Annotated in this window: 10 protein-coding genes; 5 read left to right on the top strand and 5 right to left on the bottom strand. The window is 35.5% G+C overall.

Translation table 11 applies throughout. The features are described from left to right. Positions 1-80: 80 nt before the first annotated feature. The 3 genes from ACY2LT_RS04835 to ACY2LT_RS04825 all read left to right on the top strand — a co-directional run bounded on the left by ACY2LT_RS04835 (position 81) and on the right by ACY2LT_RS04825 (position 3,640). Positions 81-1,463, top strand: coding sequence for a sigma-54-dependent transcriptional regulator (locus tag ACY2LT_RS04835; RefSeq protein ID WP_491816714.1), 1,383 nt, complete (start codon positions 81-83; stop codon positions 1,461-1,463). Between the two features lie 120 nt (positions 1,464-1,583). Then, positions 1,584-2,915, top strand: a complete 1,332-nt coding sequence (locus tag ACY2LT_RS04830; RefSeq protein ID WP_491816713.1) for a hypothetical protein — start codon at positions 1,584-1,586, stop codon at positions 2,913-2,915. 83 nt (positions 2,916-2,998) lie between these two features. Beyond that, complete coding sequence (locus ACY2LT_RS04825; RefSeq protein ID WP_491816712.1) at positions 2,999-3,640, top strand: adenylate kinase; 642 nt, start codon at positions 2,999-3,001, stop codon at positions 3,638-3,640. Between the two features lie 36 nt (positions 3,641-3,676). On the opposite strand, the gene aroB is transcribed toward ACY2LT_RS04825, so the two are convergent. Genes aroB through ACY2LT_RS04805 form a run of 4 tightly spaced genes read right to left on the bottom strand, consistent with a single transcriptional unit; the run spans position 3,677 to position 9,537 of the window. Then, the gene (gene aroB / locus ACY2LT_RS04820; RefSeq protein WP_491816711.1) at positions 3,677-4,705 is read right to left on the bottom strand and encodes a 3-dehydroquinate synthase; all 1,029 of its coding nucleotides are present in this window, start codon (positions 4,703-4,705) and stop codon (positions 3,677-3,679) included. Next, complete coding sequence (locus ACY2LT_RS04815; protein WP_491816710.1) at positions 4,689-5,714, bottom strand: bifunctional 3-deoxy-7-phosphoheptulonate synthase/chorismate mutase; 1,026 nt, start codon at positions 5,712-5,714, stop codon at positions 4,689-4,691. The genes aroB and ACY2LT_RS04815 overlap by 17 nt, the downstream gene beginning before the upstream one ends. 59 nt (positions 5,715-5,773) lie before the next feature. After that, complete coding sequence (gene radA, locus ACY2LT_RS04810) at positions 5,774-7,126, bottom strand: DNA repair protein RadA (RefSeq protein WP_491816709.1); 1,353 nt, start codon at positions 7,124-7,126, stop codon at positions 5,774-5,776. Further along, entirely contained in the window at positions 7,126-9,537 is a 2,412-nt protein-coding gene (locus tag ACY2LT_RS04805; RefSeq protein ID WP_491816708.1) for a TonB-dependent receptor, read from the bottom strand. Before ACY2LT_RS04805 ends, radA begins: the two co-directional genes overlap by 1 nt. A gap of 184 nt (positions 9,538-9,721) precedes the next feature. On the opposite strand from ACY2LT_RS04805, the gene ACY2LT_RS04800 reads away from it, so the two are divergent. Both ACY2LT_RS04800 and ACY2LT_RS04795 read left to right on the top strand, forming a co-directional pair. Continuing rightward, the gene (locus ACY2LT_RS04800; protein ID WP_491816707.1) at positions 9,722-10,402 is read left to right on the top strand and encodes a DUF4159 domain-containing protein; all 681 of its coding nucleotides are present in this window, start codon (positions 9,722-9,724) and stop codon (positions 10,400-10,402) included. 5 nt (positions 10,403-10,407) lie between these two features. Next, positions 10,408-13,902 (top strand): hypothetical protein, encoded by a 3,495-nt coding sequence (locus ACY2LT_RS04795; protein ID WP_491816706.1) that lies wholly within the window; start codon positions 10,408-10,410, stop codon positions 13,900-13,902. Here the strand turns inward: ACY2LT_RS04795 and ACY2LT_RS04790 are convergent. Then, the gene (locus tag ACY2LT_RS04790; RefSeq protein ID WP_491816705.1) at positions 13,899-15,245 is read right to left on the bottom strand and encodes an aspartate kinase; all 1,347 of its coding nucleotides are present in this window, start codon (positions 15,243-15,245) and stop codon (positions 13,899-13,901) included. The two genes, ACY2LT_RS04795 and ACY2LT_RS04790, sit on opposite strands and share 4 nt — an antisense overlap. Positions 15,246-15,247: the final 2 nt, after the last annotated feature.

Here is a 15,247-nt window from a genome sequence, read left to right as displayed (position 1 = left end):
TTTACACAAAAATTATTCAAAGTTAAAATAATTTTATTATTTTACAAATTGAATTTGTCAAATCAATCGAGTTTGGCAAGATGAATCCTATCAGTGTTCTTCTTGTTGATGATGACGAAGATAGCCGCGAAGTAATGAAGGATTTCCTAAAAGGAATTATGCAGTTCGAAGTCGAGGCTTTTCCAAATGGGGAAGAGGCTCTTCGTGCCTTCAACGATGGAAAATTCAATTTGGTTCTCGCAGATATTAAAATGCCTAAAATGAACGGGATTGAATTACTAAAAAATATTCGTCAAACCGAAAAAGGAAAAAACTGCCCGTTTATTCTTATGACAGCTTTTGCTGATGTAAAATCCGCAGTTGATGCACTCAAATACCAAGCTACCGATTATTTAATCAAACCTGTCGATATTTCTCAATTAAATGAAATAATCAGTAAAATATTTAATGAGAATATTAACCATCAATCAGAAATAATCGAAGATAACCGCAATCAAATTGGGAATTTTTTTTATATCCCCAAAATTGGGAAAATTGGCGTTTTTTCAGATAGTTTCAAACAAGCAATAAAGTTTGCCAACATCTATAATGAAGATAGGACTGTTAATGTGCTTATCGAAGGCGAAAGCGGAACCGGAAAGGAAATTATTGCTAATCTGATTCACGGTATAGACAACACTAAGCCTTTTGTTACTATCAATTGTTCTGCTATTTCGCCCAATTTGTTTGAAAGTGAACTTTTTGGTTACGTTGGTGGAGCTTTCACTGGTGCTCGTTCCTCCGGGCTTGCCGGCAAGTTCGAATTAGCCAACGGAGGCACTCTGTTCTTGGACGAAATTGGCGAAATGCCTCTCGAAATGCAACCAAAACTTCTTCGGGCTATTCAGGAACGTGAAATATATCGCATTGGCGGACAAAAGCCCATAAGTATTGATGTACGCATCATCTGTGCTACAAACCGCAACTTAGAAGAGTTTGTCAATCAAGGCAAATTCCGGGCAGACCTTTACCATAGAATTAAAGTCGGATATATACAACTCAAACCTTTGAACCAGCAAAAAGAATCTATCATTCCGCTTGCTAAAATGTTTTTGGAAGAATATTCCCTTAAAAGAGGTAAGCAGTTTCAAAGAATTTCTCCATCTGCCATTGATTTGCTTCTTAATTATGAATGGAAAGGAAACGTTCGCGAGCTTGCGAATGCTATCGATAGAGCCGTCCTTCATAATAACGATATCGAGCTTTCTGCCCGGCATTTAAGTTTTCTTGATGAAAACTATTCCGCGAATTCTTCTTTTGTGCTCACTCCAACCGCTGATTTCCAGCTTCCCGAAAATGGTCTCAATCTGGAAGAACTTGAACGTGAAATTGTTCGCCGAGCCCTAAAAAAGTTCAGAGGCAACAAAACTAAGACTGCCGAATTCCTTGGACTTACCCGCAGTGCTCTGAGAAGTAGAATGTAGCAATACAATGTTTTTTCTATATGTTATAAAAATATAAAGTCGATAGTTAAATAAAACTGTTGCTTATGCGTTAGAAACACTTGTGAAAATTCACTTTTTAAAAGAGTTTTGGGGATAATTGTGAAAAATAAAGAAATTTCAGAAAGCCAGTTAGTAAATAAAATTCCAGAATTTATCAAGCTAAAAAAAGGTAAAATTAACCCCTACGAAATAGCGTTAGAAACCGGCTATTCTATTGACGAGATAAATGATGCATTAAAAAGACTGCTTGAAATCTATGAGTCCAAAATTCAGGCAGATTTGAAAACAGGTTCGGTTGAGTTTGTCTTCACTTATCCTCTCGTAAAACGTGGCAAACAATCTTTTAAAGAAACTTTGGCTCTGATTGCTGATAAATCCTACCAGATTTTCAAGAAAGTCTATAAAATTTCTATCGGTGTTATTCTGATTGTTTATACTGTCTTATTTGCTCTGCTAATTTTAGCTGCTCTTGTAGCTTCATCCACAGGTGATAGAGACAACAGACGTAGCAATATCAACTTGGGCTTCATTGTAGATATTATTTATGCTATTATCCGTGGTATGCAAATTTCCTATATTACACGAGAAATGACGGACTACTATACAGATAGTTCAGGATTATACTACAGAAGCCAGAAAAAAGAACCTAAAAAAAGTTTTATCAATTCTGTTTACGACTTCGTGTTCGGTCCGGAACGTGTGAAAACAGACGATTTGTCCGATGCACGTGAAGTGATGGCATATTTGCAAAAAGTATCCAACGGCAGACTTACTGCTGGTGCTATATCGCTTTTGTCAGGTGTCCCTATGGATGTAGCTGAAAGCAAATTGGCTGAATATGTCGGCAAATTCAAAGGTGATTTATTTATCAACAGCGACGGCTCTGTCTATGCTGAATTCCCTAACTTGCAAAAAGTTAGCAAAGAACTTCTTGAAGGTAAAATTATTTACTATTTTGATGAAATCGAAGAACCATATATTCTCAATGGAAACTCTTCAGGTAAAAATACTGCTATATTTTTTATGAATTTATTTAATTTATTTATTTCTTATTCTATATTAAGCATGCCAATTGATAGTTCTACATTTTTATTCTTTTTTGGGCTGTTCCCTTTCGTTTTTTCAGTTTTGTTTTTTGTGATACCAATTATTCGAATTTTTGTCAATTTCGCTTTAAATATAAAACGTGAAAAAAATATTATTCGTAAAAAACTATTTCGTGCTATTCTCAACATCAATAAACCTGCTACCGAAAATGATATTTTTTACGAAGCTCGTATTGATCAAAACCAATTTGAAATTGCAAAAAGTATATTGAACAAAATGCTTATTGATTACCGCGGCGAAATCGAAATGAACGAAAATGGCACCGTATTGTATAAATTCGATAAACTTCTGAAAGATATTAATTTAGTTTTGAGTAAAAATTAAAAATATATTTTGAATATTTATTTTTTTAATTATTTTAGTAACAATACTGTTCATTGTTTATATCTTCAAAATAGGAACATTTTATGAGATTAATCTTTTTAGGACCTCCCGGTTCTGGAAAAGGAACGCAATCGCAAAATATTTGCAAAGACTATGGGATTAAGCAAATTTCCACAGGCGATATTTTGCGAAAAAATGTCAAAGACCAAACCGAGCTTGGTAATATTGCTGCTGAATATATGAACAAAGGCGAACTTGTCCCGGATAAAATTATGATAGATATTATTGCCAGCGAACTGAAAAAAACTGACTATATAAAAGGCTTCCTGCTCGATGGTTTTCCAAGAACTATCCCGCAAGCTGAAGCACTCGATGGAATGATGTCGAAGATGGGACTAAAACTAAATTGCGTGCTCGTTCTTGAAGTGCCACACGAGGAAATTATTCAAAGAATTAGTCTTCGCCGTGTTGATAAAAAAACAGGCAAAATATATCATCTTTTGTTCAATCCACCTCTGCCAGAAGAAAATGTTGAGTTGTTCCAGCGCGAAGATGACAAAGAAGAAACAATTCGCCGCCGGTTGATGGTATACGAGTCTCAGACAAAACCTCTCATCAAGTATTATTCCTCTATGGGATTAGCATTTAAAATCAACGGAGTAGGCGATTTTAAAGAAGTGTACGAGCGCATTGTTAAAGTTCTTGATAGTAGATTAGAAGTTTAATCTCTGCCTATTTTTTTCGGAAAACATTGGAATTGACTATGTCAATTCCAATGTTATTTTATTGCATATTTGTTGAATATCTTCCAATTTCATATTCACAATTTTCGGGAAGCCAATCTCTTTTAGCAAAATAAAATCTATCGTATTTTTCCTTCTTTTCTTGTCTAAACTAATACCGCAAGCCAGCTTGCAGATATCAATTTCTTCCTTATAGAATAAATATTTTTCTAATGTTCTGTAAATTCTGTTATATACTTCTTCACTTAACTCGTTCATTTCTATAGATATTTTCATTGCAATCAGCATCCCTAAAATTACAGATTGCCCATGTGGCAGTTTATACTGCCGTTCTATCACGTGCCCGAATGTATGACCAAAGTTCAAAAGATGGCGTATTCCTCTGTCTTCTTCATCCCGAATTACTATCTCAGATTTTTTTCGTAAAGATTCGAACATTATATTATAATTTATGTTTCTCCTATCTTTTAAGTCTGTTTCTTCAAGCACTTCGAAAAATTTTTCATCAGAGATTACAGCAATTTTGATAAGTTCTCCAATACCGGAAGCATAATCTTTGTCGCTTAATGTATCCAAAAAACTCGTGTCTATTACTACAAATTCCGGATGCTTGAATGTTCCAACTAAATTCTTTATTTCATCAAAATTTATCGCAGTTTTCCCGCCTATACTTGCATCAACCATCGAAAGCAATGTTGTTGGCACAAACGAGTGCCTAAGACCTCGCATATACACGCTCGCCACAAATCCTGTCAAATCGCAAACTGAACCACCGCCTATCCCTATTATTGCTGTATCTCTATCGGCTTTGTATTTCAGTAATTCATTAATTAAATTAACAACAGTTTCAAGATTTTTGCATTTCTCTCCTTCTGGAACAACGATTGTATTACATTCCTCAAATTTATTTTGATAGAGAGAATGCACTCTTTCGTCCGTTAGTAATACAACGTTTGTATTAGGATAAATTTGAGCAAAATTATCAAATGGCTCAAAAAAGATAGTTGACTTCTGACTTTTAAAATATATCTCAATTAAGCGTTTCATCAATTATCACCTTTAAATCTTTGGGAAATATTGCTTGAAAACCATCAATCAATGCTTCTTCCGGGTTATAGTGAGTTTCTACCATAAGCCCATCAGCGCCTGCGGCAAGCGCAGCTCTTGCAATTGGAATCACATATCTTGTAACCCCTGTCGAGTGAGATGGATCGAAAATTACAGGCATATCTGTTCGTTCTTTCAAGTCCATAATTGCTCCAATATCAGGAGTAAATCTTAATTTTGAGTCAATCTGTTCAAAAGTCCTTATTCCACGCAAGCATAATATTACGTTTGGATTGCCTTCCTGCCTTATATATTCAGCGGCATTCAGGAATTCTTCTATTGTTGCTGCAAATCCTCTTTTTAATATTACAGGTTTCTCATCCTGTGCAGATAATCTTCCGACTTGCTTTAAAAATCCGTAGCTGGACATATTCCTACTACCGATTTGCACTATATCAATTTTTTCGTAATTTCTTTCTAATTGTTCGGTATCGAGTATTTCAGTAACAGTGTACATCTGATATTTACAAGCGGCATCAAGCAAATAATCAAGTCCTTCGTCTCCAAGCCCTTGAAAACTATTGGGACGGGTTCGTGGCTTAAATGCTCCGCCACGCAATAATTTAACGCCAATTTCAGATAATTCCTGAGCAATTCTGAATACTTGTTCTCGCGATTCTACTACGCAAGGTCCAGCAATCATAATAGGTCTTAGTTTTAATAATTCTATGGCAGTTAAATTTTTGTGTTCATTTTTAAAGCTTTCTTTAGAAATAGAAAAAATTGTCTTGTATAGCCTCTCAATTGCATATTTAGAAATTTCATCTCCAAATTCACTATATAGCTTTTCAATGATTTCACTTTCTCTTTTGAAATCATCCGCCTTGAGTTGATTGCTTATTTTTAACGTTAGGATTTCTTTTGCAATTTGCAGTCTTTCGGCAAAAATCTTAATCAGTTGCCTGTCAAATTCATCAATTCTTTCTCGTAGTTCGTTTATCTTTTCCATTTTATTCAATTAAATTTTAAATAAAAGTAAACGAACAAAGCGAAAAAATATGATTTGCTTTAAAAAAGATGATTAAACAATGCGGAAATTCTTTCGATTGGCTCCAATTTAGCAGAAAATTTTTTCAATATCTTGCTTGCATTTCCTGTAGGGAAGAATACTCGCTCGAAGCCAAGCTTATCGGCTTCGGCTATTCTTTGCTCGATTGATGCAACTGAACGCACTTCCCCGGTCAGCCCAATCTCGCCAACAAATACAGTCTTTGCATCTATTGCGATGTCTTTGAACGAACTCACCAGTGCAATTGCAACAGCCAAATCTGCCGAAGCATCATTTAAATATACTCCACCAGCAATATTGACAAACACATCGTTATGACTGAATGGTATTCCTAACCGTTTTTCCAATACTGCAAGTATCATTTGCAACCGGCGGTTGTCAAATCCGTTTGATACACGTTGTGGCATACCGTAGTTTGTTGGTGTTACAAGCGACTGCACCTCGAGCAGAATTGGACGGCTTCCCTCCATTATCGAAGCGATTGTTATCCCGGAAGCAAAATCATTTCGCCCGGTAAGAAACACCTCCGATGGATTGCTGACCTCTATTAGTCCGTTTTCGCTCATTTCAAAAATGCCGATTTCATTTGTAGAGCCATAACGATTCTTCAATGCTCGCAAAATCCTGTATGAATATGTTTTTTCACCCTCGAACTGAATTACTGTATCAACAAGATGCTCTAATATTTTCGGTCCTGCAATAGCACCGTCTTTATTTACGTGCCCGATTAAAAAAATTGCTTTGTTATACTTTTTGGCTACTTGCTGCAAATGAGTCGCACATTCCCGTACCTGAGTTATCGAACCAGGTGTTGCTTCAATTAATTCCGAAAATACAGACTGAATCGAGTCCACAACAACTACATTTGCTTCAGATAGTTTTATCTTATTTACAATTGTTTCTAAATTTGTTTCAGCAAGAATTTCTAATTCCTCATCAATATCCTTAATTCTCAATGCTCTGTATTTAATCTGTTGTAGGGATTCTTCGCCTGTTATATAAAGCGGATTTTGTTCAGCAATACCAAAGCACATCTGCAGCATAAGCGTGCTTTTGCCAATCCCCGGGTCTCCTCCCACAAGCACAATTGAACCAGGGACGATTCCACCGCCCAACACTCTGTCAAGTTCTTTTATCGTAGTATGAATTCGATACTGCTTATCTGTGGAAATATCGCTTAATTTAACAACAGTTGCCGGATTAATAGATTTGCCGGTGCTGCTTCTGCGTGCACCGGCATCGTCTATTGTTTCATCAAATGAGTTCCAGGCATTGCAATTAGGGCATTTCCCAAGCCATCGTGGTGATTTATAACTGCACTCTCTGCAAATATAAACTACTTTTTTTTTCATCAAAACTTATAATTAATTTTTGCTGTTGCTACTCGCGGTATATACGTACCGCCAAATATTTGATAATGCTTTTTGTTTAACAAGTTATAAACGTTTAAACCAAGACTTAAATTGTTTGTTAATTCATATCCCGCATTTAAATTAACTATTGTGTAGCTCGGCACTTTGCCTTGAAACGTTCCTGCAAGCCAATCAAATTTGTGTGAATAATATACATCTAATGTTATATCATATGAATTTGGCTGAACGTAATTTAAAGATAAATTTGCTTTATGTGGAGCTGTATTCGGTAGCAATGGCTGAGCAGACTTGTTTTCAACTACATCATATCCAAAATAACTGTAATCAATTTTTGCACTGAAATTATTAGTTATTTTGTAAAATGCTGTTAATTCTACTCCATATTCATCAACTTTGCCAATGTTCGTATTTGAAACAATAAAAGCAGGTTGTCCGTTAAATATTGATAATCTTGCTCTATCTCTTGCTGAAAGCTCGGAATAAACAATGTTCTTGACCAATTCAGCGTATTGGCTTAAGCTATCTGGCAGTTGAGGCGACCATTTTTGAATATTTGGATTGACACCAGGCAAAAAATTCGTAATAAAATCTGTAAGTCTATTATAAAACAAATCAACTGAAATATAGAAGTTATCCGAAATAGTGTTTTTATATCCAAATTCAAAAGAAGTGATTTTTTCTACTTCGAGTTTGTCGTTGCCAACGGCAAATGCACGGGTTGGACTTAGATTTAAGTTTATTTCCGGACGCACACCGCTTAAGCTTGCTATACTATCTGCAATTATCTTTTCAATATTTTTGAAATTAACAGGTGCTTTCGTCTTGGTTGAAAATGCTGGTGCGTCTGGAGTTAATCGATATAATTCTGAATAATTTGGTCTTTGGAATCCTTTATTTATCGATAATCTAAATTGGTTTCCTGCTATTGGTGAATAAACAACAGAAAATCTTGGCGAAAAATATGATGGATGAATGCTCGCGTGGTCATATCTTGCTGACCCCACAAGTTTCAAATTGTCTGCGGCTTGCCACTCAATCTGAGAGTAAACACCTGTGAAATCTGCATCTACATTATTCGGAATGCTTGTTCCGTATGTTCTGATGTATTGAAGTTGTTCAGTTATTCCCCAAATAAAGTGTATATTGTTTCTTAAATAAAAATTATGCTGAACATCAAACATCACATCTTTCGAGTTATCTAACAACGGAGCATTTGGAACAAGTAACCACATCGTATCCGGAGTAAAACGGCTCATATAATGAGAGTGAATATTTATTCTATCAGAATTATATGCCAACCTGAAATATGGTCTCTCTGTTTCTTTGACAAACGTTCTTCCAAGTCCGAACACAAATGCTTCATTTCCATTGTGTGAATAACCAAATTCACCTGTAATTGATTTGCTGTCGTCGAAGTAATAATCTAAACGTATTGCACCATAGTTCGAATAAGTATTCCTGTCTTCCGGGCGAAGCACACGCTTTTCCAACGGCAAGCCGGAATATTCTAAAAATCTGACTGAATCGCGTCTATTTGCAAAATTTAATGAATACGAACGCCCTGCATTCACTTTGAAATAAAGATTTTCAAAACTGCCTGCGTAACGTAAATCAAATTTATATGTATTGTAATCTCCGCCTAAAATAGAAACCTTGCCACCTTGATTGTAGCGAGGCGACTGGCTTTTCAAAAGCAATACCCCATTGTATGCATTTGCTCCGTAAAGTGCTGCCGATGGTCCTCTCACAAATTCAACGCTTTCAAACTCTTCCATTGGCAAAGAGAAAGAATTCCATTCCAAAGCCCCTAGCAGTGGCATAGCCACATCGCGTCCATCTTGCAATACCAATACTCTGCGATTTAATCCGGAATTGAAACCTCTTGCATTAACAATAAAGTCATTTGCTCCATTGCGAAGTACATCTATTCCTGCATTTCCCGCAACTGAATATGCTAATTGTCCCTGGCGTGATTTCCTTTCCAACTCTTCACTGAATACAACCGATACAGCCGATGGCGAATACATTATTTTTTCAGCTCTTCTGGATGCACCATATACCACCACTTCACCTAAATTGTAATTTTTCGATAATATCTCTACATTTAGAAGAAGCTCCTTTTCATCCCCGACTTTTATCTTTTTTGTAAGTTGATTGCCGGTTGGAGAAGTGAAAGTTATTCTGTACTCCCCGCTATTTGGCAAACTTATTTGAAATTCTCCTTTGGCATCTGTTAATGTTTTGATCAATCCATTGCTTGTTTCGACAGTTACCTTTTCAATAGGTTGTTTTGTATCGTAATTCAGAACCATACCTTTTACTAATGTTTCAGATTTTGCAATTAAAATAAATGCAAAAAACATAATAAGTGTAAAAAATACGTTTTTCATTTTTATCCCCCAAATTTGCAACTAATTTCATACAAAATTAGATTTATTCAGCAATCATTGCTAATATTCGATGAACAAAACTTATATTTTATGAATTCATCATAATTAATTGATTATCTTTGTAACATTTTTATTATTAAAACGTCTTTATTTTATTATGGTATTTTATTAGAAATTATACTGTATGTTTAAGATAAATGTAAAACTAATTGTTTTATCAATAATAATATCATTATTATCGATTAACTTATTTGCACAGTCGCAGGAAAAAAGTGCTTTCAAAATTGCACGTGTCAAATATTCCGGTGGGGGAGACTGGTACAACGACCAATCGGCAGAATTGAATTTGCTCAAATTTGTTCGTGAAAACACAAACATAAATGTTGAATCTACTTTCTTTTACGTTGATTTAGCTAATGATAATTTGTTCCTATATCCGGTGATTTTTCTTACCGGTCACGGAAATGTTAATTTCACCGAAAAAGAAGCACGAAATTTACGCTCATATTTAGAAAATGGAGGCTTTCTCTATATCGACGATGATTACGGTTTAGACGAGCATATTCGCCGTGAAATGAAAAAAGTATTTCCAGATAAAGATTTTATTGAACTGCCTTTCAATCATAAAATCTATAATTGTCATTTTGTTTTTCCAAATGGTCTTCCTAAAATTCACGAACACGACAACAACCCCCCGCAAGGTTTTGGTATGTTTCATAATGGGCGTTTGTGCGTTTTCTACACTTATGAGTCCAATCCAAGCGACGGCTGGGCAGACCCCGAGGTTCACAACAACCCGCCTGAAAAAAGGGAAGCTGCCTTGAAAATTGGCACAAATATTATTGTTTATGCACTAACTAATTGATTGATATGAAAAGAGATACATATAAAGAAATCATCCAGAAGCTTCGCATCACTCGCAGAAAAGAAAGCTTCATTATTCTGTTTTCAGGGCTCTTCAATGCCCTTACTTTTATTGTATCAGTTCTTTTTACTGTTACCTTAATTGAACTTTTTGCTCAGGGAGATGTTTTCTTCCGTGGGATATTGTTCGGATTTGTTGTTTTTTCTTCAATAATGCTACTGTCATTCTTTTTGAAAGATGGATTAGCTCGCTTCTTATTACCAAAAAGTCGTCCACCACTGCATCTTATAGCTCTCAGAGTTGGTGCCCAATACCCTGATGTCAAAGATAGATTAAGCAATGCAGTTCAAATTTATCAGGAACGTAATAAACCTAATGGAATGTCCGCCGAACTCATCGAAGCTGCCTTTGAACAAATTACTTCTTATTCGAAAGACAGAGATTACAGTGTGATTTTAGATACCAAAAAACTCAAAAATTCGGTTATTAGATTTCTTGTTTTTTTGACTGTTTTTCTTTTTTCATTTTTTGTCTTTCAGTCTTCTTTTGGATTTGCCTTCGAACGAGTAATAAACTGGAATAAATCATATCTCCCACCTCCTCCATTTAGCTTGACATTAGTCAATCAACAACAAACTATTTTGCGAGGCAAACCCGCTCAAATAGTTATTAAATCCAGAGGTCAAGCCCCGGAAACTATTAAATTACTTATTAAAGAAGAAAAGCAAAAAAATTATGACGAATACATTCTTCGTCTCGATACAGGCGACGTCTATATTTACTCTATTGCTGCTGTAAAATCCAATCTTCAGTTCTATGCTTCTGCTGAATGGCTTACAACAAATGTCATCACTAAATTAGGTTCTATTCAGGTAGTTGATTTGCCTCAAATCCGTTCATTGAGTGGCAGAGTTACCTATCCCTCTTATACAGGACTTGCTCCAAAAGATTTTGATGAGCAAAATGCCGATATTTCTGCTCTTAATGGTTCTTCGGTAAATATTTCTGTGCTTTCCAACAAGAAAATCAAATCCGCTCAATTGGTAATAGAAAAAAATAAATTCAGTGAAAAAGACTCAATCCCTCGGTTTGATACAACTCTTATCCAGATGTCTGTCAAAGATAAAGTCGCAACTGGCAAATTTGTATGCAATTTCAATGGTTTCTATCACATTAGAATTGTAGATGTCGATGGGCAAACAAATCCTGACCCTATTCGTTATTCTGTGGTCTCCGGCAAAGATGAATATCCATCAATTTCGCTACAGTCTCCAACAATGAATGTCGAACTCGATAAAAATGCTATTCTTCCAATTAAAGTTGCAATTAGCGATGATTATGGCTTCAGTTCTGTAAAATTGCACTATAAATTAATTGAATCAAAATACTCTTCACCGGATAAAAATTATAAGCAAATTCCAATTCCTTTATCTGCAAGCAACTCTACTATTCAGGATTTGCCCTATGTTTGGGACTTAAAAAAAGTGCATATCACTCCCGAAGATAAATATGAATTCTTTGTGGAAGTTTTAGACAACGACATTATCAATGGTCCAAAGTCCGCACGCACCCAAACTATAACCGTCAGGCTTCCTTCTCCTGATGAATTAATGAATCGCTCAGATGTTGTTCACGAAAAGGTTGAAAAAGAACTTCAGAAAATTGCTAAAGAATCTGAAAACTTAAAGAAAGAAATGGAAGCGATAAACCGGGAACTACTGAAAAAAGATAAAAAAGAACTTAATTGGGAAGAAAAGAAAAAAGTTGAAGATATTCTGAAAAAACAGTCTGAATTACAAAAGAAAGTTGATAATTTATCGCAGGATTTATCTCAAACAACCGATAAACTTCAACAAAATAATTTATTATCTCCCGAAACTCTGCAAAAATATCTCGAACTCCAGAAATTAATGCAAGAAGTGCGTTCACCCGAACTTGAACGATTACAGCGACAAATGGAAAATTCTCTGCAAAATATGTCGCCCGAACAACTTCAAAAAGCTATGCAGTCAATACAATTTGATGAAGAAAAATTCCGCCGTAGTATCGAACGAACTATGAAAATTCTTAAACGTGTTCAGGCAGAACAAAAAGCTGATGCTATTGCCAAACGTTCCGAAGAACTAAAAAATCAACAAAATCAACTTGAAAATCAGTTGAAAAATACTAATCCTAACGACGAAGACAAAAGAAAAGAACTTGCTCGCAAACAGCAAGAACTTCGGGAAGAATTGAAATCTATCAATAAAGAACTCGATGAACTTCGCAATCTTATGAAAGAAATTGGCGAACAGGAAATGCCTTTACGCGAACTTAACGAAGCCTCTGATGAACTAAATTATGAAGAAACTTCGCAGGATATGCAGGAAGCTTCTTCTTCATTAGAAAAAGGTGATTTCAAAAAATCTTCATCGAAACAGCAAAAAGCTTCTCAAAAAATTAAGAATTTCTCTCAAAAAATGAATGAAGTCAAGGACAAAATGAATGATAAAGTAAATCGTGAAGCTCAACGCAAAATGCAAAAGGCACTTCAGGATTTACTTACAACCTCGAATAATCAAGAAAAATTGAAAGATAAAACTCAAAAATCCGATTTTAACTCTACTAAAATTCCAGAATATGCCAATGAACAAGCTGATTTATTCGAAAGTGTTTCCAATGTCGCTAATTCAATGGCTCAACTTGCCGAAAAATCCTTTGCTGTTACTCCTCAGATGGGCTCTGAATTGACTAATGCTCTTATGCAAATGCGGGCAACTGTGGAATATCTTGCTAACAGACAAATGTCCCAGGCTGCCAAATCACAAATTGAGGCAATGAAATCCTTAAACTCTACTATCGGACAAATGCAATCTATGCTAAGCCAGATGCAAAACAAGCAAAGTTCTTGCGATGCAGGTGGTGGTATGGGACAGGGACAAAGCAAGAGTGGCGGACAAGGTATGGCTTTCCAGCAGCGATTGCAACAATTAGCTGCCGAACAGCAAGCAATTAACCAAGCTATGCAGCAACTTGGCGAGGGCAACAATCCCGGAAGCCTTTCACAAGAACAGCGAGCTCAAATGGCACGTCTTGCCGACCGTCAGGGCAGAGCTCAAAAATCTCTTCAGGAACTTGCCGAAGAGCAAAGAAATGCTCCCGATGGAAATAAATTAGCTCTGGGTGATTTAAATAGAATTGCTCGCGAAATGGAAGAAGTGGCTCGCGAAATTCAAAGTGGAAATGTTTCTCCCGAAACCCGTCGTAAGCAGGAAAGAATTCTCTCACGTTTGCTCGATGCTACAAAATCAATTTATGATAGGGACTTCGAAGAACGCCGCCAAGGTCGTACTGCTCAGGATATATTTCGGGATAGTCCGAATTCAGCAGATTTCGAGAAGTTTATCCGCCAGAATCAATTCATTCAGGAAATGATAAACAACGCTCGACGCACTTATACCAAAGATTATGAGCAACTCATTAGAAAATATTTTGAAAATCTAAAAGAAATTAAAAACTAATTGCCAATAATTGAGTGAATTTTTTCGATTATTTCTTTTGTGTTTTCTTTCGAAAACAATAGAGAAAGTTGTTTATTTATTCCAAATTGTATATAATCCACTTGGTAATTCTCAATTTTTTTGAATAATTCAGATAATAATTCTTTATCAAGTAATATATTATTTCCCACCAGGCAAATCAAATCTCCTTTGTTTGCTTCAACTTGATAATCTGTATAAGTTGCTTTCAAATTATCTATTTGCTGATTATCTATTTTTGCAAACAATAATAATGAGGTTTCTGATTGCGAGGAAGACAATATTTTGATGTCCCTTCTGATAAAATAATTCAGAATATCCACTACTTGCAAGTTGTTGTTACGTTTTGCATCAAGATGGAAATGCAATTTTGTAACTTCACTTAATAAACTAATCGAGTGCAATTTCGGTTGGCTCTCTTGAAAGTTCTCTTTTATAACTGTTCCTTGATCTAATGGAGAAAATGTATTTAATACTTTTATCGGAATGCCTGCTTCAATAGCTGGTTTTATTGTATCGGGATGTAATACTTTTGCTCCATAAAATGAAAGTTCACGAATTTCATCGATTGTCATTTCGTCTATTGTGATTGCTTGCTCAACAAGTCTTGGGTCGGCAGATTTTACTCCCGACACATCTGTCCAGATTTGAATTTCATTTGCACCAAGAGCCAGCCCATAAATCGAGGCGCTATAATCCGAACCGCCTCGTCCTAATGTTGTTGTTCTGCCATCTGTATCTGAACCAATAAATCCTTGCGCGATTATTGTATCGTATATTTCAAATTGCGGTATTAACTCTTTTTGAATTTTTGATTTTATCAAAGTAAAATTAGGTTCTGCCTCTCCAAACTTACTATTTGTTATTATATAATTTTCCGAGTTTATCAAAGCAGTATTTATTTTTTCTTCAAGCAAAATATAATAAAAAACAGTTGTTGATAATTTCTCCCCGAAAGACACAAAATAGTCCATCATCTTTGGTGTCAGCTCTTGTAGTAAATGAGTTCCTTCACTATATTCTCTAACCTGCTTAATTAGCTTCTCTATTTCTTCACGCGCTTTATTTCTTAATTCAGTTTTTAGAGTATTTTCAATGATTTGCTTATGGTGTTTTGATATTTCATCAATTATTTCGGTTGCTTTTGATAAATTTTGCAATGAAAAGTTCGCAACTTCTATTAATAAGTCGGTTACTCCTTTGCAGGCAGATAAAACAACAAGCTTTTTGCTGTTATTGGCAGAGATTATTTTTAATACATTGAGCATTGCGGAAGCATTTGCTACTGAACTCCCGCCAAATTTCATTACAGTTATGTTTCTCATAA

The sequence above is a fragment of the Eximiradius proteiniborus genome, assembly GCF_058546985.1.
Note: the sequence above shows the minus strand (reverse complement) of the source record. Positions and strands in the feature narration are given on the sequence as shown.

Excerpts from the sequence above, each read along its gene's own strand:
- ACY2LT_RS04835 (WP_491816714.1), top strand. The coding sequence starts at position 81 with ATGAATCCTATCAGTGTTCTTCTTGTTGATGATGACGAAGATAGCCGC.
- ACY2LT_RS04825 (WP_491816712.1), top strand. The coding sequence starts at position 2,999 with ATGAGATTAATCTTTTTAGGACCTCCCGGTTCTGGAAAAGGAACGCAA.
- aroB (WP_491816711.1), bottom strand. The coding sequence starts at position 4,705 with ATGAAACGCTTAATTGAGATATATTTTAAAAGTCAGAAGTCAACTATC.
- ACY2LT_RS04815 (WP_491816710.1), bottom strand. The coding sequence starts at position 5,714 with ATGGAAAAGATAAACGAACTACGAGAAAGAATTGATGAATTTGACAGG.
- radA (WP_491816709.1), bottom strand. The coding sequence starts at position 7,126 with ATGAAAAAAAAAGTAGTTTATATTTGCAGAGAGTGCAGTTATAAATCA.
- ACY2LT_RS04805 (WP_491816708.1), bottom strand. The coding sequence starts at position 9,537 with ATGAAAAACGTATTTTTTACACTTATTATGTTTTTTGCATTTATTTTA.
- ACY2LT_RS04800 (WP_491816707.1), top strand. The coding sequence starts at position 9,722 with ATGTTTAAGATAAATGTAAAACTAATTGTTTTATCAATAATAATATCA.
- ACY2LT_RS04795 (WP_491816706.1), top strand. The coding sequence starts at position 10,408 with ATGAAAAGAGATACATATAAAGAAATCATCCAGAAGCTTCGCATCACT.
- ACY2LT_RS04790 (WP_491816705.1), bottom strand. The coding sequence starts at position 15,245 with ATGAGAAACATAACTGTAATGAAATTTGGCGGGAGTTCAGTAGCAAAT.